At 47.1% G+C, this 23,947-nt stretch carries 20 protein-coding genes; 6 read left to right on the top strand and 14 right to left on the bottom strand.

What is annotated here, in order from left to right:
• Nucleotides 1–23: 23 nt before the first annotated feature.
• Nucleotides 24–494, top strand: a complete 471-nt coding sequence (locus tag AC4EHJ_RS06480) for a competence protein ComK (protein ID WP_490974747.1) — start codon at nucleotides 24–26, stop codon at nucleotides 492–494.
• Between the two features lie 98 nt (nucleotides 495–592).
• Here the strand turns inward: AC4EHJ_RS06480 and AC4EHJ_RS06485 are convergent, their stop codons facing one another.
• Nucleotides 593–1,117 carry a GyrI-like domain-containing protein gene (locus AC4EHJ_RS06485; protein ID WP_490974748.1) on the bottom strand — a complete coding sequence of 175 codons (525 nt, stop codon included), beginning with the start codon at nucleotides 1,115–1,117 and terminating at the stop codon, nucleotides 593–595.
• 637 nt (nucleotides 1,118–1,754) lie between these two features.
• Here AC4EHJ_RS06485 and AC4EHJ_RS06490 point away from each other — a divergent pair.
• Both AC4EHJ_RS06490 and AC4EHJ_RS06495 read left to right on the top strand, forming a co-directional pair.
• Nucleotides 1,755–2,573: a TetR/AcrR family transcriptional regulator gene (locus tag AC4EHJ_RS06490; protein WP_490974749.1), complete on the top strand. Its 819-nt coding sequence runs from the start codon at nucleotides 1,755–1,757 to the stop codon at nucleotides 2,571–2,573.
• A gap of 33 nt (nucleotides 2,574–2,606) precedes the next feature.
• Complete coding sequence (locus AC4EHJ_RS06495) at nucleotides 2,607–5,738, top strand: efflux RND transporter permease subunit (protein WP_490974750.1); 3,132 nt, start codon at nucleotides 2,607–2,609, stop codon at nucleotides 5,736–5,738.
• Between the two features lie 190 nt (nucleotides 5,739–5,928).
• Here the strand turns inward: AC4EHJ_RS06495 and AC4EHJ_RS06500 are convergent, their stop codons facing one another.
• Entirely contained in the window at nucleotides 5,929–6,801 is an 873-nt protein-coding gene (locus tag AC4EHJ_RS06500) for a DUF1028 domain-containing protein (RefSeq protein WP_490974751.1), read from the bottom strand.
• A gap of 293 nt (nucleotides 6,802–7,094) precedes the next feature.
• Between AC4EHJ_RS06500 and AC4EHJ_RS06505 the strand changes: the two genes are divergently transcribed.
• Together AC4EHJ_RS06505 and AC4EHJ_RS06510 are read left to right on the top strand one after the other, a co-directional pair.
• Nucleotides 7,095–8,105, top strand: a complete 1,011-nt coding sequence (locus AC4EHJ_RS06505) for a LysM peptidoglycan-binding domain-containing protein (protein ID WP_490974752.1) — start codon at nucleotides 7,095–7,097, stop codon at nucleotides 8,103–8,105.
• 188 nt (nucleotides 8,106–8,293) lie between these two features.
• Complete coding sequence (locus tag AC4EHJ_RS06510; RefSeq protein WP_490974753.1) at nucleotides 8,294–8,506, top strand: hypothetical protein; 213 nt, start codon at nucleotides 8,294–8,296, stop codon at nucleotides 8,504–8,506.
• Between the two features lie 35 nt (nucleotides 8,507–8,541).
• Here the strand turns inward: AC4EHJ_RS06510 and AC4EHJ_RS06515 are convergent, their stop codons facing one another.
• Complete coding sequence (locus AC4EHJ_RS06515; RefSeq protein WP_490974754.1) at nucleotides 8,542–9,090, bottom strand: HD domain-containing protein; 549 nt, start codon at nucleotides 9,088–9,090, stop codon at nucleotides 8,542–8,544.
• Between the two features lie 244 nt (nucleotides 9,091–9,334).
• Between AC4EHJ_RS06515 and AC4EHJ_RS06520 the strand changes: the two genes are divergently transcribed.
• Nucleotides 9,335–11,488, top strand: a complete 2,154-nt coding sequence (locus AC4EHJ_RS06520; protein ID WP_490974755.1) for a hypothetical protein — start codon at nucleotides 9,335–9,337, stop codon at nucleotides 11,486–11,488.
• A gap of 72 nt (nucleotides 11,489–11,560) precedes the next feature.
• Here AC4EHJ_RS06520 and AC4EHJ_RS06525 read toward each other — a convergent pair whose 3' ends face one another.
• From AC4EHJ_RS06525 to murJ, 11 genes are all read right to left on the bottom strand, one after another.
• Nucleotides 11,561–12,988 (bottom strand): glycosyltransferase family 2 protein, encoded by a 1,428-nt coding sequence (locus AC4EHJ_RS06525; RefSeq protein WP_490974756.1) that lies wholly within the window; start codon nucleotides 12,986–12,988, stop codon nucleotides 11,561–11,563.
• A complete protein-coding gene (locus tag AC4EHJ_RS06530; RefSeq protein WP_490974757.1) occupies nucleotides 12,985–14,031 on the bottom strand; it encodes a HEAT repeat domain-containing protein in 1,047 nt (348 codons plus the stop codon). The genes AC4EHJ_RS06525 and AC4EHJ_RS06530 overlap by 4 nt, the downstream gene beginning before the upstream one ends.
• 155 nt (nucleotides 14,032–14,186) lie before the next feature.
• Nucleotides 14,187–14,900 carry a DUF459 domain-containing protein gene (locus tag AC4EHJ_RS06535; protein ID WP_490974758.1) on the bottom strand — a complete coding sequence of 238 codons (714 nt, stop codon included), beginning with the start codon at nucleotides 14,898–14,900 and terminating at the stop codon, nucleotides 14,187–14,189.
• A 186-nt stretch (nucleotides 14,901–15,086) separates the two neighbouring features.
• Nucleotides 15,087–15,356, bottom strand: a complete 270-nt coding sequence (locus AC4EHJ_RS06540) for a YciI family protein (RefSeq protein ID WP_135503984.1) — start codon at nucleotides 15,354–15,356, stop codon at nucleotides 15,087–15,089.
• Between the two features lie 91 nt (nucleotides 15,357–15,447).
• Nucleotides 15,448–16,626, bottom strand: a complete 1,179-nt coding sequence (locus tag AC4EHJ_RS06545; RefSeq protein WP_490974759.1) for a glycosyltransferase family 4 protein — start codon at nucleotides 16,624–16,626, stop codon at nucleotides 15,448–15,450.
• A 40-nt stretch (nucleotides 16,627–16,666) separates the two neighbouring features.
• Nucleotides 16,667–17,731 (bottom strand): hypothetical protein, encoded by a 1,065-nt coding sequence (locus tag AC4EHJ_RS06550; protein WP_490974760.1) that lies wholly within the window; start codon nucleotides 17,729–17,731, stop codon nucleotides 16,667–16,669.
• Nucleotides 17,732–17,768: 37 nt separating this feature from the next.
• Nucleotides 17,769–18,947: a glycosyltransferase family 4 protein gene (locus tag AC4EHJ_RS06555; RefSeq protein ID WP_490974761.1), complete on the bottom strand. Its 1,179-nt coding sequence runs from the start codon at nucleotides 18,945–18,947 to the stop codon at nucleotides 17,769–17,771.
• A 38-nt stretch (nucleotides 18,948–18,985) separates the two neighbouring features.
• The gene (locus AC4EHJ_RS06560) at nucleotides 18,986–19,654 is read right to left on the bottom strand and encodes a sugar transferase (protein WP_490974762.1); all 669 of its coding nucleotides are present in this window, start codon (nucleotides 19,652–19,654) and stop codon (nucleotides 18,986–18,988) included.
• Between the two features lie 12 nt (nucleotides 19,655–19,666).
• Nucleotides 19,667–20,956, bottom strand: coding sequence for a nucleotide sugar dehydrogenase (locus AC4EHJ_RS06565; RefSeq protein WP_490974763.1), 1,290 nt, complete (start codon nucleotides 20,954–20,956; stop codon nucleotides 19,667–19,669).
• Nucleotides 20,953–22,233, bottom strand: coding sequence for a hypothetical protein (locus AC4EHJ_RS06570; RefSeq protein WP_490974764.1), 1,281 nt, complete (start codon nucleotides 22,231–22,233; stop codon nucleotides 20,953–20,955). Before AC4EHJ_RS06570 ends, AC4EHJ_RS06565 begins: the two co-directional genes overlap by 4 nt.
• 49 nt (nucleotides 22,234–22,282) lie before the next feature.
• Nucleotides 22,283–23,797: a murein biosynthesis integral membrane protein MurJ gene (gene murJ, locus AC4EHJ_RS06575; protein ID WP_490974765.1), complete on the bottom strand. Its 1,515-nt coding sequence runs from the start codon at nucleotides 23,795–23,797 to the stop codon at nucleotides 22,283–22,285.
• Nucleotides 23,798–23,947 lie beyond the last annotated feature (150 nt).

The raw sequence follows: 23,947 nt of genomic DNA on the forward strand, positions 1-23,947 counted from the left end.
TACGCAGAAAGGGGATCAACTGCTTGGGAAAGTATGATGAGAATTTTATTGACCGCTCCACATTATTTCTGTTGTCTTCATTTGAAACAGAACGTAAGTCGAAAGTGGTGACGAAGCACGGGGAGTATTATTCACGGCTCTCAGCCCTGCAGCTGATAGACAGGGCGTGCATGCTTTACGCTTCGACTTACGAAGGCCGGGTCAAGGCAACGAGGTATAACCTTAAGCAGCACAAAAAAACACCCATTCTCATCTCAAGTGACGGAGTTGCAGCATTTCCAACAAAATCCCCTTCCCTTCCGGAATGCGTTTGGATTTTCAACCATGATTATCGGACCGAATTCGTTTCGGTCGGAAAGACTAAAATCATTTACGAACAATATGGCATTTCTGTAGTGCTTGACGTTTCCATCCATACTTTGGAAAAGCAGCGCACCCGCATGTATGAAATGCTGTATTATTATTTGAAAGTTCGCGACAGATACGATATATAATCAGCATATTGCTATTTTGTACATTCTTTCTTAGAAGCAAAAGACACCTCACTGTGCATTGGACGATTCATCCAATTCAGAGAGAGGTGTCTTTTTCGTTATGCTGCTTCATCGCGGACCAGCAAAAGCAGGATTTCAATTTCCCATTTCTCAGGATCCGGCTCTATTTCCGGATTCGTCAAAAAAACTTCAAACCGGCCATTCCAAATTTCGTATTCCTCTTCCCAGCGCTTGTCGAATTCCAGTCCCTCCGCCTGCGCCCATTGCACCAACGCTTCATGCGACTCCGGCAGATTATCAGGATGCCCACGGTGGATCGCTTTCAAATACGATCCCCCGGGAATCGTGCTGACAACAACCCGCTCATCCCCCGCTGCCATCCTGTCCACTGGCACGCCGACTTCCAGCGTAAAAGCTTCATCTCCATTGCCTGATGAGCACCAATACCTGTACAGCGGCATTCCCGCAGTCTTCAACTTCCTTTTTCCAAGCCACTCAACGATTTTCGGGATCAATGCAGCAGCTTCCTCCCATTCCACATCCACCGTTTCGAATGCAATCGCTGCATATGGTTTTTCCTTCTGGTACTCCACTATCGGCTCACTTATATATTTATGGGCCATGCCAACCCTTCCTTTCGACTATGGTTATGCGTGTTTCCATCTGAGAGATCAACAGCTTTTCCACTATAATAGGTGAGCTAAAGAAGCAGCCTATTAAACACTGCTTCGAACGCTCATGGCAGAGCAACGACCATTGTCTCTGTCTCTGTCTCTGTCTCTGTCTCTGTATCGCTGCGCTAGCTTCGAGACATGAAAGTGCGTTGCATCGCTGCGCTAGCTTCGGGACATGAAAAAGCGTTGCATCGCTGCGCTAGCTTCGAAACATTGAAGTGCGTTGCAATGCTGCGCACTTCGTCACAAAGACTTGTCCTCGCATACTTCGGCCAATGTCTTGCCTGCGGGGCAGCCAAGCGACGAGACAGCCGAGACCCCGGAAGCACGAGATTAGCGGGCTGAGGAGGCTTGGCGCTAGCCCGCGGCAAGCGAGACAGGTTTGCGGAGTATACTACTAAAACTTTAGCTCAACTTATATAGTAATAATTCGATAACTGCAGTGAAATTCCTGCATTCTGCAACGACATTAAATGTACATATCTTGAGGCCTCCAAGAAATTGATTTCCTGTGTCTTGAGCCTTATTGTTAATGTATGACCAAATGGTTACTTTTTATGACTCATCGGTTACAAGGAGGAAATAAATGGATAAACGTCAAGAATTAATGAAGCAAGCTACCCGCTTGTTTTCTTCAAAAGGATTTCATCAAACTTCTGTCCAGGAAATCGCCCATGGAGCTGGCATTTCCAAAGGAGCATTCTATAAACACTTCGATTCCAAGGAAAGCCTTTTCATCGAATTGCTGAAACGCTACCAGCTGGATTTGAATTTAGCGCTGGCTGCTCCACGTTTTGTGGATGCCGCCGACAGCAAACAGGCGTTTATCGATAAACTGGTTTTTGAAATTGAAAAGACCATTTCCGACAAGGACTTCTTCCTGATGATTTTCAAAGATTTCCCGAAAGATGACAGCGGCCAAATGCAAGTCTTGTTACAGGAACTGCGAATTGCCCAGCTGGACATCACCAAAAATATGCTACTTGAAGTTTATGGTGATTCTGCTAAGCCATTCATCGCAGATTTGGCGGCACTGTATGACGGCATGAAGCGCGAGTTTTTCATTTACCTCATTTTCGAAAATGAGCCCTTGGATGTGAACAAGCTTGCGCAATTCATTGTTGCCAGCATGGATGCCATCGTCCACAATCTGGAGCATATGGAACCGGTCCTATCCGCCATTCCTCCCACGCCAAGCCCATTAGACAAAGCTTTTGCAGCTTTAGAAGATAAAATGCGAAGCACCGGAAAAGACACCGAAAAACGGTTGTCTTCGCTGCGCCTCTTGAAAGAAGAAGCCGGCAAGCCGGAACGCCAGGATTTCTTGATTGAAGCGCTGATCGCCTATTTGGCGCAAGAATCCAAGTTTGAGCCCGAACTTTCATGGCTCGAGAAATTGATTTGACACAGAATTCATTTTTATACGAGGAGAATATGCATGAAAAAGATCATTGATTTTTCCCTGAACAATAAATTCGCGCTGTGGATCTTGACGATCATGGTGGTCGTTGCTGGTTTATTCGCCGGATTGACGATGAAACAGGAGTCCATACCGAATATTACGGTCCCTGCGCTGACGGTCGTTACACCTTATCCGGGCGCTGCCCCTGACGAAGTGATGAGCGAATTGACGGTGCCGATCGAACAGCGCATCCAAAACATGAACGGCGTTGAGTTGCTGACGTCGTCATCACTCGCCAACGCTTCATCGATCCAAGTCCAATTCGATTTTGATACGGACATGGACGAAGCGCTGCGTGAAGTGGAAAGCGCCGTGTCCGAATTAACATTTCCGGATGGAGCTAATGATCCTCAGATTTCCCGCATCAGCATTGATGCTTTCCCTGTCCTGACGCTTAGCATCAGCGACGAGCAGCAATCCCTTGAAGAACTGACAAAAACAGTTGAGGATACCGTATTGCCTGAAATTGAAGGTGTTGCCGGTTTGTCGGACGCCCAGATTTCCGGCCAGCGCCTCGAGAAAGTCACAATGGCTTTCGACGAAGAAGCGATGGCCCGTTACGGATTGACGCAAGATGCAGTCCAGCAATTGATCCAGGCTTCGAACCTGACGTTCCCGCTTGGCCTCACGGATTTTGGCGGTGAGATTAAAAACCTGGTAATAGACGGCAATGTGGCAACTGTTGATGATTTAAAAGCGCTGCAGATTCCCGCAGTGCCACAAGCTGCACCACCTGGGAGCCCCACTCAAACGCCTCCAGGTGCAGAAACTGTACCAGATGCAGCAAGTGCAGTTCCCGATCAGATTCCAACTGTCGCTTTAAGTGAACTTGCCGATATCCAGATTGTCAGCGAAGCCGAATCGATTTCGCGCACGAACGGCGAAGAATCGATTGGCATCCAGATTGTCAAAGCGCCTGACGCCAACACGGTCGAAGTTGTCAATGCGGTGAAAGACATCACAGCCGATTTGGAAAAGGAATATGACCTGACGATCACGACAACATTTGACCAAGGCGAACCGATTGAACAGTCTGTCGAGACCATGCTCAGCAAAGCATTATTCGGCATCCTTTTCGCAGTCGTCATCATTTTGATGTTCCTGCGCAGCTTTAAAACGACCATCATTTCGATCATTTCGATCCCATTGTCGTTATTGATGGCAATTTTCCTTTTGAACCAAATGGACATTACGCTTAACATCATGACACTCGGTGCTTTGACGGTTGCGATCGGCCGCGTCATCGATGACTCGATTGTCGTTATCGAAAACATATACCGCCGCATGTCGCTGCCTGGCGAACCGTTGCGCGGCAAATCATTGATCCGCGAAGCGACGCGCGAGATGTTTATCCCGATTTTTTCATCCACAATCGTAACGATTGCGGTATTCCTTCCCCTGGCACTTGTCAGCGGGCAGATCGGCGAACTGTTCCTGCCGTTCGCATTAGCCGTCGTATTCGCATTGTCGGCCTCATTAGTAGTCGCAGTGACAATCGTCCCGATGCTTGCGCATTCCATGTACGCCAAGCAATTGAACGGCCAGCTTGCCAATAAGTCAGGCCACAGCGAAGAAAAGCCAAGCAAATTGGCCCACACGTACAAGCGCATCCTTGAGTGGTCGCTGAACCACAAAATCATCACATTCGGCGCAGCCACCGTATTGCTTGTCGCAAGTTTGTTCTTGGTGCCAGTCATCGGCGTCAGCTTCCTGCCGGAAGAAGAACAGAAAATGGTCATGGCAACTTATTCACCGGAGCCAGGACAGACGCGCGGCGATGTTGAACAAATCGCCACTGACGCAGAAAGCTTGATCAGCGAACGCACTGGCGTTACGACTTATCAATACTCGCTCGGTGGAGAAAATCCGATGGCCGCCATGTCCGGCGGCGGCAATAATTCCGCGCTGTTCTTTATTGAATACGACAGCGACTTCGAGAACTTCAGCGAAGAAGGCGGAAAACTGATTGACGAATTAAACAGCAGTACCGAAGCTGGCGAATGGAAAACGATGGACTTCGCCGCTGTCGGCGGAAGCGGCCTTGAGCTCTTCGTCTACGGCGATAACACGGAAGATATCCAATCCGCCATCGACCAGATTCAGCCGATTATGGAAGACAATAACGGCTTGGAAAATGTAGAATCGAGCCTGACGGAAGCATACGAGCAATACACGCTTGTGGCTAACCAGGAAACGCTGAGCCAATACGGCCTGACTTCTGCACAAGTCGGCATGGCGCTTCGCGGAACCGGGCAAGCTCCTGCATTGACAACAGTCCAGCAAGACGGCAAAGATTTGGATGTCTATATTGAAATGACAGAAACCGAATATGCCGACATAAACGATGTCACAGCTATTGAAGTGCCGACCTCACTTGGCACGACTGTGGCAATCGGAGACCTTATGGAAGTCGAAGAAGGACGTTCACCGGATACGATCAACCGCCGCGACGGCCAGATGTACGCATCCCTATCGGCGGACGTTCTTGGCAATAACGCTTCGGATATAGCGGCTTCTCTTGATGAAAGCGTCAACGGCCTGGAATTGCCGAGCGGCGTTTCAGTTGACCAAGGCGGTGTTGCGGAACAAATCAACGAATCGTTCACGCAGCTCGGTATGGCGATGCTCGCTGCAATCGCGATCGTCTATTTCGTCCTGGTCGTAACGTTCGGCGGCGCATTGGCGCCATTCGCCATCCTCTTCTCATTGCCATTCACCGTAATCGGCGTCTTAGTGGCATTGTGGATTTCAGGCGAACCGTTGAGTGTCAACGCTTTGATTGGCGTCCTGATGCTGATCGGCATCGTGGTCACCAACGCAATAGTACTGGTTGACCGCGTCATCCACAAAGAAAAAGAAGGATTCACGACGCGCGCCGCCTTGCTTGAAGCAGGTACTACGCGGCTTCGCCCGATCCTGATGACGGCACTTGCGACAATTGGCGCGTTAATTCCGCTTGCCATTGGTGCAGAAGGCGGCGGCCTGATTTCGAAAGGCCTCGGCATCACGGTTATCGGCGGTTTGACGAGTTCGACATTGCTGACATTGGTCATCGTGCCGATCGTTTATGAAGTCGTATCGAAATTCCGTAAAAAAGAAGTGAATTAACGTCCAAAAGCCTGCACACTCGAAGATGAGTGTGCAGGCTTTTTTATGTTTATTTTGAAATACGCTCTGTTAGTCTCAAAATACGCTCTACTACAAATAAAATACGCCCCCTTGCAGCCGAAACACGCTTCCACATCACTATTCGGCCGAAAAAAACTCCCGCTGCTGTCGCATCAGCGGGATCTTCTCTTTATTTAGCTAGTAAAAATTCAAATACTTGCTCATCAATTTGATTGTCTTCAGTCCAGCGGTCGTCGAAGTTTTCGCTCAATGCGAATGTCTTCAGCGCATCTTTCACTGCCCCTTCATAGGAAGGATATTCCGTGTGAAGGAGCAGTTCCAACTCCGCGAGCTTGCGCTTCACCTTTTCAAACACATCGCCTTCCAACGCCAAAAAATTCTCCGAAGGCGCATTGAATAATTGATGGAGCTTGTAGAGCCGCTGCAGTTCATCGATCGGCTCCGGGTGGTCATCGACGCGCAGGTCCACTTTGACATCATTGTAGCCGCCGTAGCCCGCACCTTCCTGCAGCACATAAACTGCTGCAGATTGCTTGCCGCGGCTGTCGCCCCCTGCCAGCTGAGCCGCGGCAAGCGCTTGGAGCAAGCGTTCAGCAAGTGTTCCGGTTGCGCGTTCGAATGTTTCACTCATCGCTGATACCGTCTCTTCGCTGACAAGAATATTGCCTTGCGCTGAATGATGGCGGCCGATCTTGTGGCCCGCCCAGTCGTAGCATTCCTCGCCAGTAAATGCAGCTGATTCGCCACTCGCGCTAACAATTGCAACTTGCCGCAGGCTTTTGCCTTCGTCCGAGCCGACAAGTTCTTCAATCACCGCTTCCGGCGTTAAGCCTTGCTCCAGCAATTCCAATCCTCTTGGCCCGTAAGATGTGTTCGCCCACGATTGCGTAGCCACTGCACCGACATTTGCCTTCACCCACGGCACCACCGAACCTACTGCCAGAAACTTGGATTGCACCGCAACGCCGACCTCTCCTGTTGATGGATCTGCTGCTGCTATCGAAAAAGTCGCCACTAATTTATTTTTGCTGACTTGCTCCATTCAAAAATTCCTCCATTCATCTATTATCAGAATAATTAAATCTTACCCTTCTCTGAAATCCATGTAAACTTTTTCGCAGAGGCCTCTATTCGAATACGGCAACGACCACTGTTCGCCAAAACAATTTTTTATTACAAATGCAACCCAACTATTAATTATCGTAATTATCTGATATAATAGAGTCATATAAAATCTGAATTTTCAAATTAAAAACACATACATAGTAAAATCGCCTCACCTTATTTATTTACATAGCCGGGGGAGAACCCGGAAATAAAAAAGGGGTGAGGATTGTGGGGAGTAAAATATTTAAAGTTATTGCTGCTCTAACGCTCATATTGTTCACGGCATTGTCGTTCTCTCTAAAAGCGGAAGCAGCCGCTTCGACTTACGTCATAAAAGGAGCCACATCAAACAAAGTCGTTGCACTGACTTTTGACGATGGCTCGGACGGCACAAACATCAACAAGATTCTTGGCATTCTGTCGACCAATAAAATCAAAGCCACGTTCTTTTTGACTGGATCTGGCGCCGCCAAGCACCCAACGTGGATCAAAAACATCACCACTCAAGGACACGCCATCGGCAACCATTCGTATTCGCATCCGGATTTCACAAAATTGACGGCTGCCAAGATGAAAGCGGAACTCGATAAAACAGAAACAACAATCAAGAACATCACTGGAAAAACGACAAAACCGCTGTTCCGCGCGCCTTTCGGGGCTGTCAATTCAGCTGTACTATCAGGAGTCGGCGCAGCAGGCTATACGCACACCATCCATTGGAATATTGACACCGTTGACTGGAAAGGCGTTTCATCGACCGCCATCACCAACAAAGTCGTCAATAATATCGTTCCTGGCTCGATTGTTTTGATGCACACAGGAGCCGGCGCATCCGGAACGCCCGGCGCGCTTCCTGGAATGATTTCAAAACTGAAAGCGAAAGGCTATTCATTTGTAACAGTCCAGCAGCTGTTGAATCTGAAAGCTGGCACCGTCAAATACACCGTCAAAGCTGGCGATACACTTTACAGCATCGCCGCTAGATACAAAGTTACCGTCGCCGCGTTAGCAAAAGCCAATAACATTACAAACTACAATCTCATTCGAGTCGGGCAAGTGCTGATTATTCCAATCACTCCGCCTCCGGCAACCGTAGTCAAATATACCGTCAAAGCTGGCGATACCTTATACAGCATCGCCCGGAAGTACAATACGACCGTCGCAAAAATTGCCACCGCCAACAAAATTGCCAGCCCGTACATCATCCGTGTCGGACAAGTGCTGGTTATTCCGAAATGACGGTAAGCCATTCGATTCAAAGCATAGCTTCATAATTAAAGGATGCGCCGAATTCAGCGCATCCTTTTGGCCATGGCAATTCTGCTCTTTCAATCGCTCGCTTTGGATATAGTCATTTCACTCTAAACGTATTATAATAAAAGCCGGAATAATTACAGCATTGATTTAAATTTTGGAGATGAGACCGTTTGGAATTAATCCTGATCGTTAAATTCAGTTTACTGGCGATAAGCATTATTTTTGCCTTGATTGCCTTGTCCATTCATGTGAAAGCTTACAGCGCGCATAAGAAAACAGGTGCTGAGCGAATCAGCCGATATGCGTACCACCAACAAACGAAAAAAGCGTTCGCCTTTTATGCCTCTTTTGCCGTCACCGCCATTATTGCTTTATTCTTATAGCACACAAAAACGCTTGGAGTTTTCCAAGCGTTTTTTTATGCTTCTGAAAAAACCAAGTCCACTTCGTGTTCCAAATCCCCGATTAGCGGCACTTGACCTTTCCGTTCTTTCACTGCATTGACAATCCCCTGATAATACCAAGCCTGCTGCTCTTTGCCCCTGTTGAAACGGGTCCATACTTTTTCGCCGTGGCGAACGATATCGAGCCGAATGGAACGCAGGTTGTGCAATTTATCCGCAATAATCACAGCCAGCTCATCATCCGAGCGCTCTGCAAGAGATGACATTGTATGGCGTTTGCGGTCTTCCCAAGGCAGCGATTTATCAGGCTCAGACGCTGCTTCGATAAGCTTTAGTACCACCGCTCCAAAAATCGTTAAAACTTCTTCTGCGGTGGCCGCTGTATCTTCGAGTGTATCATGCAATATACCGGCGGCCACCACTTCAGCTCCATGCCCCGCTTCCTGCAGAAGCATTGCCACAGCGAACGGATGGCTGATGTATGGAACGGCTGTGGATTTCCGCAATTGCCCAGCGTGTTTTACAGCGGCGAATTGGATCGCCTGATCGATAATCCCTTCCATATCCTCACACCTCTCTCCCCACAGTATAGCGCGCTTGTCCCACAAAAGCCGGATTGCGGCATTTTTATGCACTTTTCATATGGCAACCATTCACACTTTTCAAAAGTACAGCGGAAAATTTTTGAAATTTTACACACCCTTCGTATTACCTTATGCGCCTTTTGAGTTATAATTAGTTTATAAAAAAGTTTTCGAAAGAAAATTTAAATTAGATTGTATTGGTGATTGGGAATGAGGAATATAGATGAAAAAGATTATTTTTACGGTATTCGCCATTGCGTTTTCATTGGCATTGCCTGTGGTGGTTTGGCAAATCCAGAATAAAGAGCAGCTTGTGCCGGAAACGATACAAGCGGAGCGCGAAGGCATTAACTACCCTTCCCGCATTAACGGACAGGAGTTTGAAGTTTATCAGGATGGCGAATGGCAGCCGCTGACCGTCAAAGGTGTCAATATGGGCATGGCGAAACCGGGCACTTTTCCTGGTGAAGCAGCTATCTCGCCAAGCGAATACGAACGCTGGTTCAAGCAAATTGGCGAGATGAATGCCAATGCGCTGCGGATATACACGCTTCATCCACCGGGCTTTTATGAAGCTTTAAAGCGCCACAACGAAACGGCTGAGGAGCCGCTTTACCTTTTTCAGGGCGTGTGGATAGACGAAGAACCGTTAGCCGAAAAAATGGACGCCTTCGATTCGGAAATCACAGAGCGCTTCCAAAAGGAGATCCGCAATCTGGCGGATGCGGTCCACGGCAATGCGGAAGTGGAACCGCAGCCTGGCCATGCATCCGGCAACTATACAGCGGACGTTTCGCCTTACATGATCGGCTGGGTCATCGGCATCGAATGGGACCCCGTCATGGTCCAGGAAATGGAACGGCTTTATCCAAATCTCGGTGACTTTTCCGGCAGCCACGTCTATACCGAAAACGCCAACCCGATGGAACACTGGCTTGCGGTGCAGCTTGACGGCCTTGCAAAATACGAAATGGAAACCTATCAAAGCATGCGCCCGCTAAGCTTTACAAACTGGGTGACGACAGACAATCTTGAGCATCCATCTGATGTAGGAGATATCGAAGATATTGCAACCGTGGATCCGAACCACATCAAAGTGAAAGAGAAGCTTTCGGAAACAGGGATGTTCGCTTCCTACCACGTATATCCTTATTATCCGGACTTTTTGAATCTCGAGAAAAAATACACTGAGTTTATTGACCATCGCAATGAGCGCAATAATTACGCAGGTTATTTGAAGGACTTGAAAGATTCCCATGAACTGCCCATCCTGATTGCAGAATTCGGCGTTCCTGCTTCCCGCGGCAAAACGCACGACAACCCATTCGGCTGGAACCAAGGATTCATCTCGGAAAAGCAGCAGGGCGATATCGCTCGGCACCTCTACGAAGATATCATGGAAACGGATATGCTCGGTGGAATCGTGTTTTCTTGGCAGGACGAATGGTTCAAGCGCACTTGGAATACGATGGATTACGACAATCCTGACCGGCGCCCGTTCTGGTCGAACGCCCAGACGAGTGAACAGCAATTCGGGCTGCTGGCGTTTGACCGCCATAAAGTAAAAGTGGACGGAGAAGACGACTGGGATTCCGGCACTGATTTGTATCAAGACGGAAGCGGAGCGATAGAATCGCTTGCCGTCGACCACGATGAACGTTATCTCTACATCAAATCGGCATTCAATGAAGATGCGAAGGAGTGGTTGGGCAACGATACTTTCCACCTGTATTTCAGCGTTCGGGAAGACGGAGGAATCCAATTCAGCCCTTCCACTGGCGAAACCGCGAAAGCTGATTTCCATTTGTCCATAGACAATAAAGAGTCCGCACGCCTGATGGTCGCCGGTGATTACGACACGTTCTATTACAATTATGCGGAGCAACAGCAACTGATCGCACTTTCTGAAAAAGACATTGCGGAAGAATTCCATCCCATTCGCCTCGCGCTGAGTAAAGAAATTACTCGAACGGATACAGACGAAGTGATCCCGTTCAGTTCCTATGAAACCGGAATTCTGCAGTATGGCATCGCGAATCCCGAAATGGCGCAATACGATTCGCTGAATGACTGGTTCTACTCCGAAGACACCGGGATTCTGGAGATTCGGATTCCATGGATGCTGCTGAACGCCAAAGACCCAAGCAATAAAGAGTTTATCGGCGACCTTCAGAAAGACGGCATCGACTCATCGATGACCATCGACGGAATCGGCATTTCCGCTGTGCTGACTGACAGTGAAAGCAACATCATCGATTCTTCAGTTTCAGGGAAACCGCCTTTCTACACATGGGAAAGCTGGTCATTGCCTGAATCCGAAGAACGCCTCAAGCAATCGTATTACATCCTCCAAGACTATTTTGGCGGTATCAAATAAAGGAATCGCATCGAGCGTTCCTTTTATAAAATCAAAAGAGGTATCGGACTGAGTCCGATACCTCTTTTGATTTTAAGGGCTATCTTCTTTCGAAAAAACGCCCTGTCTTTCCATATTGCCCCATTCCACATTTTTACTGAATGCCCGCACCAGGCCCTCCACGCGCCAGACGTTCATGATGATGCGGTACCAGAAAGATTCCGTCAACGCAAAAAAGTACAGGATGATAATGCTCTTCACATCTGAGTATTTATGGTAGGTCCATTCTTCGAGCAGCACGGCTAGTGCAGATAGAAGCGAACCATAGAGGATCATCACGATCAGCATAATCAGGACGATGTTGGTATCGACAAGTGAAAACAGCAGCGAGGAAATGATGAAAGTATAGCCCAGCACTTCAAACACTGCACTCAATAATTCGATGAGCAAGAAATACGGCATAGAGAACATGCCGATTCCGTGATATTTCGGATTCAAAATCATTTTCCGGTGAATCCAGATGGTTTCAGCTAACCCCCGCTGCCAGCGGATCCGCTGAGCGCGCAGTGAAGCGACAGTGCTCGGGCCTTCTGTCCAGCAGACAGGATCCTGGATATATTCAATCCGTTGCTTCGATTTCTCTTCTTTGATTGATCGATGGATCCGGACGATTAATTCCATGTCTTCGCCGACTGTTTCCCGGTTATAGCCGCCTACTTTCACAACGCGGCTTTTTTCAAATACTCCGAACGCGCCAGAAACGATCAGCAGGATATTGACTCTGCTAAAGCCGAGTCGGCCAATCAGGAATGATCGGAAATATTCGATGATCTGCATGATTTCAAGTGGACTTTTTGGCAAACGCATTTGTTGGACAGACCCATTGACAATTTTGCAGCCATTGGCAATGCGCACAGTGCCGCCGGTCGCAGTGACCAGTCCATCCGAATCGATGATTGGCTTGATTGATTTGAGCAATGCATCTTGTTCAAGAATCGAGTCGCCGTCTATCGCCGCAAAGTACGGATAATGGGAGAAATTGATTCCAGCATTCAATGCGTCTGCCTTGCCGCCATTGATTTTTTCAATCAAAAACAGGTGCGGATGAAGCTGAGACTGAAAAGCCCGAACCATTACTTCAGTTTTAAAATAACTGCGGGCAGCAAGATCGATTGGCTTCATCTGAAAACGGCTTATGAGTTTCCCACTTGTGTTGTCCGTCGAGCCGTCGTTGATGACTACAACTTCAAATTGCGGATAGTTCAATGCTATCAATGACTGCACCGTACTTGCTATTCCCATTTCTTCATTGAATGCGGGAACGAGGACAGAAATCGGATACGTATCTTTGTTGATCAACATTCCTTCAATCTGTTCAAGGCGATTCAATTTTTTCTCCCGATTGATTTTGGGGGCAGCAATCAAAAACAACGTCAAATAAATCAAATTCGCTATTACCATATAGACGATAATCGCCCAGCCAGCCCATTCCAACCACAGTTTCAGCATTTCATCATTCATGAAACCGCCCTGCCTTTCCTTGTCAGCATATGGTTCGCAATATCACGCGCGAAAGCATCTTTGCTAGTCGATGCAATGTCCTTCAGCAAGAGCGATCCATCCTCTAGGCCGAAGATATTGTCGGCTGCCGCAAAACGCACCCACCAGACAGGATCTGAAAACAGCAGCGCCATCGGTTTCTTGTATTCATCAAGTTTGCAAGCGCCGGCCAATTTCGCAGCATACATCCGCTCTTCCCAAAAGATGGATTTGAAAAATCCGGATAGCATCGATGGATCCGAAACTCTTTCATAATCGCAAAGGCTTTTCATTGCCTTGATGCGGACTTCTTTTCGTTCGTCAAAGATCATTTTCTCGACAAAAGGAAAAAACGCTTCATTTTTCTGTTCGCCACTAAATGTGATAAAGGCGAATAGCAGGTTCTGCGGCACTTCTTTGCGGGATTCGATGTGTTCAGCCAAATCCGATAACATCGTTTTGTCCATCCGCACCAACAGTTCTTTGTTAAAACCGATTGATAAGGGCGGCTCAGCAAACATGGCGGCGCTGATGCGGCCTTCACCTAATACAGCAGCTGTCCGCAAACATTGCCGAAGCTCTTCATCCCGCTTGACCAGGCCTTTATAATGGGCATACAGATCTTCCTTCAACTCTAGCATCCGGAAATCTTCGATGAAGTATAAGCAGTTGATCCGCTCGGCCCATGTGCCTTTTTTGAGCACTATCTGGTAAGTGTCCGTTAAGAGCTGTTGGGCCAGCTCCGTGATCCTTTTTCCATTCTCTGCACTAGTATGGGCATGAACCATACCTTCAAGCAAGCGTTCGACAATAGCTATTTGAAACCGGTTCTTCGCCGGAGCTTCTGGATAGCCATGACGGCGGCCTGCAACAAAATCCTGGTATTGCGGTTGTAGCCTAACAACTTCTGCATTGATCTTTGTTTCATTGCGCAGCATCACCGTTTTCCAGCCGATCAACCCTATTAATAATAATATTTGCAGCATCAGTAAAATACCGATCATCCAAACAAAAAAACTTGTCATATTCTCACTTCCATTCTGATTAATTTTACTAACTATGTTAAATACTTGTCTTTATTGTTAAAATAAAACATTTAATATTCCAATAATACTACATCCTTTGGTGAAATACTACAAAAAAAAAGAGCATTCCCTATGCGGAAATGCCCAGACTCATTTTAAGGAAGCTGCTGTTCAAGCTGCTCCATCCATATATCATATCCTTCACCCATGAGATGGAGGCCGTCGATCGTGATTTCTTTTTGCAGCTGTCCATTGTCATCTTCGAAATGCGTATGCAAATCCACATATGCAACATTATTCTCGGATGCCACTTTTTTAAGAATAGCATTGAAGTCATCGACTTGGCTGTTCGGCAAATCGTTATTGAAGCTGTCGTTGTTGACCGGCAGAAGCGATTGCAAGACCACGCGGGTTTTCTCTTGTTCAAATGACTGGACAATCTTTTTCATGTTTTGCTCGTATGTTTCTTTTTTTACCCCCGCAGCAATATCATTGACACCAATCATGATATAAACTTCTTCCGGGTTTCGCGATACTACTTCATCAATGCGGTTAAGCACGCCTTTTGTCGTGTCTTCCGCGATTCCGCGGTTCAGGACTTTTTCATCCGGAAAATATTCCGGGAACTCCCCATGGTCAGTGATGCTGTCACCGAGAAAAATCTTGTCGGCGCTTTCGCCTTCAAGCGCTTCGAAAATATCTTTTTTCTGGCGATAATACTCTGGGAATCCCTCTTTCGATTCCATCGCTTGATATTGTTCTTCTATAAAGCCTATGCCGCCTTGTTTATTGACAATGATCCCTACCGCTCCGATCAACAGCACATTTACTGCGAGCGACGCAATCAATAATTTTTTCTTCGTTTTCACGTTAAGCCACTTCCTATTTCTCTGAGATGTAAGGGCTAGCGCCCAATACATTTTATAGCCTTCTTCCGGCATTCTTAAACTTGACCGCCAATTCCCATTTTTCGGTGAGCTCTAGTTTTGCCCATAAAAAGAACCGCTCCGAAACCCGGTTTTCACCGGCTTCAGAACAGCCCCCTTCCAACTTGCCTAATCTTCGTTCCACACTGCTTCCCATTCGATAATTTCGTAATCTCTTGCCCCTTCCACGATAAAAGGGTCTTGTTTAACAAACTCCTCGCATTGTTCGTAGGAATCTGCCCGGTAGATGACCAGTCCGCCTGATCCGTCCGTAAATTTGCCATTGACGCGGACATGCCCTTCATCCCTCATCTTCTCAAGAAATGCCAAGTGATCAGGACGGTACAGCGCGCTTTTTTCTTTATCAGCCATTGGCAGCAGCACAGCAAAATACTTCATGGAATCCTCCTTTCAATTAAACAGCTAATCTCATTTATCATACAGTCTTTTCCATGGGAAATGCCATCGCAGCGCTTAAAACCTTCACCTTTCACATGGTCCGCTGGAAGGTTCCCGTTTGCTGGAGCAGCAATTGGTGGTAGAATTGTTCCAATTCCATCCAAATCGCCTCATTGCAGTAATTGGCTTCAGCATGGACTTTGCCGTTCGCGCCGAGCCGCTGCCGCAGCGCCTTGTCATTGATAAGCAGTTCCAGCCTATTGATAACTTCTACACCATTTAGAGGATCTACCAAAAAGCCGGTTTCCCAATCGTTGACTGTGTCTCGAGCTCCTGTCACATCACCTACAATGACGGGTTTCCCTGCAAGGGCCGCTTCAATCGAAACATTGCCGAACCCTTCCCTTTTCGTCAGGAAGAGAAAAATATCCAGCATGTAGAAATAAGGGATCGGATCTTTCTGGTAAGGGACCAGGATGATGGACGGATTGTCGAAGATTTCCCGTTTCGTGTTCTCCCCAATCGGATCGCCATCTTCAAAATCTCCCACCAGCAGCAGCCGGAGCTGCGGATATCTTCGGCTCAGCCCCAGAAACGCTGCAACGGTTTCCTCGACGCCTTTGTCTCTTGTAATGCGGCCCATATAGCCAATCACAAGGTGATCCATTGACAAACCAAGCTCTTTTTTGAGGGAATCGATTTTCATTCGTAGCTCATCGTCCATTTCAAAATCTGTCAGATTAAAGCCGTTAAGGCTGCCATTCCCTAAGACCCTAATCTTCTCAGGAGCAGCAATCTCATTGGAGACCAATTGCTCTGACAGGCTAGGCGAAACGGACAAAACATGAGTGGCTGCTGTCGCTGTAATTTTCTCAGCCGTCAATAAAATCAATCTTTTCAGCCCTGTCGTTGTTTCCAGCCTCAAACCAAGCACATTATAAATACGGATTGGCACACCGGTTAAAAAAGCCGCAAGTATGGCGACGAATCCTGCTTTTGGAGTTCCCGCATTGACGATATCTGGCTTTTCTTTATAAAACAGTTTTATGCAAGTGATCAGCGAGGTTAAATCTTTTAAAAGGGAGATCTCTCTTTCCATTTCCACAATGAGTACCTCTACACCCTCCGACTGTTCATAGTCTTGGATATAATCCCCTTGGGAACTTAAGGCCATCGTGTCATATCCCTTTTTCTTCAAATAAGCCAGCTGTCCCTTCATCAGTTTCAAGGTTTGCGGCACAGTCACAGCATGGATCACTTTAGCTGCCATATTTCTCCCCGCCTTTCTTTGCAAAATAAAACTCCTTTATTCAGATGCTTCCATACTTCAGTACAGGCGCTTGAATCTGTTCAACTAATATGTGGGCATAATCTGTGGGGTTCGCCGCCTTCAATGAGAAAACTTTTTCGCTATTGCTGATCAGCTCTGATAATATAGCTTTTTCCTGTGCTGCTGCGTACTCAATATCCAGCTCCGGATTAAAAAATTCATAAGCAGTTAAAAATGGCGATTTCAAGTAATGGAAAGCATTGCGGTTCAAATTCAGCATTTTCCGAACTGCCTCCGCATCATCTTGAATGGCCACTTCTTCGATCCCTCTTTCCAAGATAGCGACATGAGTTACAATTTCCTCGTCAAGGATAGATCCTGTATCTACGTAATCCGTCACTGGCTTCGCTTTGGAGAAAGAGACATATTCAAGAGGCGGCAATATTTTAACCGCCTTATTTTTCATTTTCGATGCAGTGCTTGGTTCCATATTGGAGTAGAAGCGGAACGTACTCGTCCAAGGCACTGAATAGATTTTTTTGCCGTCGGTGATGGCGAGGTCTTCTGCGATAAACTGAGCTCCATGGTCCATGCACGCCATCATGCTGCTCAAGGTTTTTCCAGTGCTCGGTGGTGCAAATACAGCCACAGCCGAATTGCCTTTTTTAAATGCCGAACAATGAATTGGCGCATAGCCTTTTTTCAATAACAGCAATGTAGCCAAATCGGTCAGGATATAGCCGACCGAATGGAGATTCATAATCCGGTGTGTGATGAATTTAAAGTAATTCGGGTTAAATGTGATTTTCGGTTCTTCTGACAATAGATTTTCTGCTTTGATCCTAAGCTTCATCCTCATGGCAAAATTACGGGTGTAATAAATTTTACCGGCGCCCGGATCGCCATTGAAATAGTGGTATTTCCCCAGTTTCTCTAAACCTTCGTCTTCATTAAAATCTTCGATTGCCAGATGCAGCTTCACTTCGCATTGTTCGTACTCCTCTTGGGACGCTTCCGGCATATTGTGGCCGAACGACCATTTAAAGTCTTTGACATTGGTTTTGATAGCCAACAGCCCTTTGGCTGCAACATAATAATGCATCACTCAATCTCCCCCTCTTATCCGCATAATGTCTACTTTTTTATAAGATTTGCCTTGCTGGGCGCATGCGTTCTGCGAGGCATTGTTGATAAAATCCATCCAGCTCATTCCAGATCGTGGCATTGCTGAAATTCTCCGCTGCCCAACGCTGCCCGAATTCCCCCATCCGAGCGCGCATCTCGGGAGCCAAAATGAGCAGCTCCAATTTCTCGGCAATATCTTGCTGGTTTTCACAATCCACTAAAAATCCGTTTCGGCCGTCGACTATGGTGTCTTTTGCCCCCGTGACATCAGAAACGATTACCGGTGTTCCGCAAAGCGCTGCTTCAATCGATACATTGCCGAAGCCTTCCCGTTTGGTCAGGAAAACGAAAATGTCCATCATATGGAAAAATGGCACTGGGTCTTTTTGAAAGCCTGTAAACGTGATATCCGGATGTCCCTCGATTTTTGATTTGGTTTCTTCATCCACGGGATCCGTCGATTCATAATCCCCTACGATCAACAGCTTCAGGTTTTCATACTTGCTGGCCAATTGTTCAAAAACGTTAACGAGTTCCGTGATGCCTTTATCATTCGTCAAGCGTCCGGCAAACCCGAGCACCAAATCGTCCGGAGCGAAACCATATGCCGTTTTCAAATCAGCCATATTCCGTTCTTGTTCGCTGTCCAAGCGGAAACGTCCGACATCAAAGCCATCTCCGCTGCCTTTACCGAGTACTGAAATTTTCCCGCTATCCACGATTTTGAAATCGATGACTTGGTCTCTGAGGCTGTTAGAAACAGCCAAGCAATGGGTTGCCGCACCTGCAGAAACTTTTTCAGCTGCAAGCAAAATTTTACGCTTTAACCCGCCGGTGGTTTCCAACCTCAGCCCCCGCATATTGTAAACGCGGATCGGTACGCCGCATATCAAAGCTGCAAGCGTAACGACGAGCCCTGCTTTCGGAGTGCTGGCATTGACGATATCCGGCTTTTCGCTGCGCAGGATCCGGATGCATCTGATTAATGCCCGGAAGTCTTTCGCCAACGAGATTTCCCGCTCCATATCCAACAGCAAAACCTGTGTTTCTTCATTGGATTCGAATTCTTGGGCGTATTTGCCTTTCGAACTCAAGGCTTTGGCTTCATAGCCGCGGCTATTCAAATATTTCATTTGCCCTTGAAGAAAAACTAAGCTTTCTGAAATCGTCACCGCATGTATCACTTTCACCGCCATATGGTTCCTCTCCCTTATTTCTGCTCCGGCTCCATCCGTCAGTTGTCGCGGGCATCCTGATTTTTCTTTTTCACTTCCGGTTGTTTGCTCTCACCCCTGAAAACACCTTCGGAGTTAAATACTTTCTCCACAGTCTGCAACAGGATATAAAAATCGAAACGCAGGCTCTGCCGTTCGATGTACTCGAGATCCAACTCGATTTTTTCATTCCAGCTCAGCGAATTGCGGCCTCTCACCTGCGCCCATCCTGTGACTCCCGGCTTAACAAGGAGCCTTTGCATCTGATAAGGGCTGTAACTGTCCGTCTGGGAAGTCAAAGTTGGCCGCGGGCCTACAAAAGACATGTCTCCTTTGACAATATTGATCAGTTGCGGCAATTCATCCAAGCTCATTTTGCGGAGGTAATAACCCACTTTCGTGATGCGGCTATCTGTTTCCAAAACGTGGATAGTGTCATCGCGCAGTGAATCATCGTCCGCCATTGTCCGGAACTTATAAATCAAAAAATGGACATTGTCCTTGCCGCCGCGCATTTGCGTGAAAAAGACAGGTCCTTTCGATTCTGATTTGACAAGAATCGCAATTACCAGAAATACCGGCGACAGCACTGCCAGCATTAGCAGCGCAGCGATGAATTCAAAAACCTGTTTGATAGAGCCTTTCACTTTGTTTTTTCTCTTTACCGGATCTACCGTTTCAAGAGTCATGTAAATTCCTCCCTATAATCTCCATAATTCAACGTTCTCAGGTTTGCCTTCCTGCTCCAAAACCCCTTTGACATCGAAAACCATGCCGCCTTGTCTGTCCAGCAGGGGCTGAATCAGCTTCCATCCCGCCTCTTTATATTGCTTATGGGGCATGGCCAAAATGACAGCCGACGCTGGCAGCAGTTCATGTTCCGGCGTCAGCATCACGCCATACTTCCGATCCGCGTCTTGCGGATCGGCACAGCAATCGGATGTCTGGACTTCAAAACCGTAATCGTGCAATTCTTCAATAACATCAATAATCTTTGAATTCCGAAGATCTTGGACATCTTCCTTGTAGGTGATTCCAAGAACAGTCACACGTGTTCCGCGGGATGGCAGATTGCGCTGGATTAGCCGTTTTGCTACTGTCCGAGCAATATAATGCCCCATCCCGTCGTTCACTTTTCTGCCGGCAAGAATGATTTCCGGCTCGTAGCCCACTGCACGGGCTTTATGCGCCAAATAATGCGAATCAATTCCTAGCCTCGGCCCGCCTGCAAGTCCTGGCGTAAATTTCAGAAAGCTCTTTTTGGTGCCGGCCGTTTCCAAAACAGCGCCCGTATCGATGCCCAGATGATTAAAAATCAAAGAAAATTCGTTGATCAAGGCGATATTGACGTCTTGCTGGGTGTTTTCAATGACTTTTGCTGCCTCAGCAACACGGATTGATTTTGCTTTGAAAATGCCGGCATCCATGACGCTGCCGTAGATTTCCGCTACGTAATCGAGAACCGCATCATTCTGCCCTGCCACCACTTTTTTTATTTTGGTGATGGGAAACTTCCGTTCACCAGGGTTAAAGCGTTCCGGAGAATAGCCGACAAAAAACTCAACACCGCTCTCCAGACTGGAATACTCCTCCAACACGGGAATGCATTTTTCTTCTGTGGCCCCTGGGTAAACTGTCGATTCAAACACGATGACAGCCCCTTTTTTCATGTACTTTCCAACAATGCTGCAAGCTTCAATCAATTGGCTTAAGTCTGGTTGGTCTGCTGAGTCGATTGGCGTCGCAACAGCGATCATGATAAAACCTGCGGCATTTAAAGAGGACGGGTCAGAAGTGTAAGCAATACCGCACTCCGCAAGCTGCTGCGCGTTGGCTTGACCAGTTTTGTCCTTTCCTTCAAGCAACTGTTTGATGCGGATTCTATTGCTGTCGTAGCCGATAACACTGTATTTCTTGGCAAAAGCCATTGCTAAGGGCAATCCAACATGCCCGAGGCCAACTACTCCAATAGTCAATTTGTCGTTCATCATGCCGCTTTCTCCCCTTCAGACTTCCGGAAACGACTGCCGGCTATTTTTAACAATTGTTTGCTGTTGGCAATAGCAAAGGTGATCAGCAGCAATGGAATAATTTTATTGCGGTGGCGCATGGCCGTTCCAGCGCTCTGGGTCCCGTATGAATAAACCAAAACGGTGATGCCGAGGAACAGCAGGATGAATATTTTATTGCGCAGCGGCATATCGCTTTTGAATAGCCCGTAAATTGTTGCCCCTACCAGGAAAATATAGATCGACGAATCGAACAGGAAGCTCGCTACATCGCCGAGGCCCCGCCAATCCAGCGGAATCGGGGAGAACATAAAGTAAAACATCTTGAGCGGCGCCACCAGCAAAGCAACGATGCCCGTCAAACCATTTAAACTGGACAAGTACATCGATCCCCCGCGACCTGAAATTTCAAGAGCAGAAACTGCGGTGCCTTCAGGTCCCATGAACTTACTGAGGAAAAGTTCCGAATTCTGAATCATAATGGCGGCCATGACCACCAGCAACATGAGAAAGAGTGCGTTTTGCATTACCTTTTTCGAACCGCTCGTGCTGAGGAACATGAATGCCAGAACATAGGCGATAACAAAACCGATCATGCCGGAATGGAACATCATCGACCCGAGGGCTAGCAAAACTGCCATGATGAAATTCGGGAACGTGCCATCGGCGAACCAGCGCACAAAATGATAAAGCGAAACCGTAATCAGGAAAATGATGATGGATTCACGCAGCAGGATGCTGGACATGAATATGCTGTTTGGCATAACCGTGAAAATCAGCATTGCAATGAAAATCAATTTTTTGTCGATTTCAAGATGCATTAAAGCCTTCATCAAATAGACTGCCGCGAACACCCAAAATGCCACATTAAGGAATTGGGCGAACGGCCTTTGGTCACCTACCATGTAATAGATGGCTGAAAGGAAAGGAACGTAATTGGTCGCGCCGTCTTCCAGTGGGAACATGCCATTTGCGATTAGCAGCGAAATTTCATGGAAATATTCCGTGTCAGTTCCACTGGAGAAAATCTGGATTGAAGGTACATACAAATCGATGAACAGCACCAGCACCCTGATTACAAATCCTGCAAAGATCAGCAACAGCCATTCTTTTTCAAGCGTCCGGTACAAATACAGCGAAATTGCGGCGATGCTGGCAAACAGCATCATCATGCCGTAGCCAGGACCAAGCACAATATAGTCTTTGAGTAAAAAAGTGATCAACACTTCTAAAATGAAGAAAGCTAGCACGAAGAGCATGATTCAAGCACCCCCTGGAATATTCTTGTCTGCTTTTTTAAAAAACTCTTTAACGTTTCGCGAGTGCTGCTAACCTCGCTTTGTAATAAGCGATATCGCTGAGCTGAAGCAGCCAGAGCATCAGTCCGTAAACCAGAGCACCGGAAATGATGCCCCCCGCAAGAGCCAGCAATTCTGTCTGTGGACTGTCGAGATAGGAAAACACACTTTTTGCAGCTACTCCCATGACGGCTGCTGCGATAACGCCTTTCGTTATATCCATCAAGATTTTTTTCGTATTCATCGATCCGACTTTCCGAACCAGGGAGATGTATAGCACGCCGGTTGTCGCCAATGCCGAAATGCTGGTCGCGAGCGCCAATCCGTTGATTCCCATGAACCGCGACAACACGATGTTTAATACGACATTTAAGAACATCGCCCCGACCGCACTGATCATCGGCGTTTTGGAATCTTCCAGCGAATAAAAGACTTTCGCCAGCACTTCCCGCAAGCCGAAGCCCAGCATGCCGATTGTGTAGAAGAAGAGTGCTCCGGATGTCATAACAACTGCATCGTTTGTAAATGCGCCGCGGCCGAACAACATCTCTGTTACTTGTTCCGAGAAAATCATCAACCCCACTGTCGCTGGAATGACTAACAGTGCAACCGTGGTGACGATTTTTCCAACTATATCCTTTAAATGTGCGATATTGTTATTTACTGCTAATTTGGAAATTTTAGGGAACATTACAGTGACAATCGCAGTTACAAAAATTGCCTGTATGAAGAAGACAATCCGATGGGAATAAGTCAGTGCTGAAATGCCTCCTTCAGAAATCTGCGAAGCCAATGTCTTATCTACCAGGACATTGATCTGATCTGCGGAAACGCCGACAATCACCGGAATCGCCAGCAGCAGCATCCTTTGGATGTTCTGCTCTCGAGGGGCCGCAGTCAGCCTGTGCCGATAGCCTGTTTTACGGATTGAAGGCAAGAGGAAGAGAAATTGCACCACCACGGCGACGACTGATCCGATCGACAGCAGATAGAAGTTCACTTCAAAGCTGAGGTAGATGAAGAAGATGATCAGCAGGTTCAGTGGCAAGCCGCTGAGCACAGTTGCCAAGAAGCGTCTGTTCACTTCCAAGTAACTACTGAAGATATAAACGAGTGCGGTAAAATAAATGCTGAAAGCGGAAATCCTCGTGAAATCTGAAGCGATCTTAAGCGTTTCCCCTTCAAATCCGCTGGCAAAGATTTTCACGATTTGTACTGGAAAGAGCTGCATGGTTATGACCAGCACTGTCGACAGCAAAAGGACGATATTTGTTAAATTGGCTGTGAAGCGCTGTGCGTATTCCGGCCCCTCATTTTCGTTGATCTTAGTGAAAATCGGTATAAAGCTTGCAGCTATTCCCATCCCGACAAAGGAAAAAAGAACGGAAGGTATTGTCTGGGATATCAAGTAAGCATCAGTCAGCCCGTCGGCACCGTAAAAATACGAAAGGGAAATGTCCCTTGAAAAGCCAAGCACTTTTGTCGCTATGATGACAGCCATTAGCGCAATGACGGTTTTCTCCATGATTTTCTCCCTCGCTTGCTTGTGTATTCTGTCTTGCTTTCTACCCATCTGCATCATCGGCGGAACGTATGACTATCTCCCCCTCTTTCGCCTCTATTATTGAGCTTTATACTAAAGCGTTTAGGTTAAAAGTAGGTTAAACTGTTTTAA

Source organism: Planococcus sp. TJ-301 (assembly GCF_058268475.1).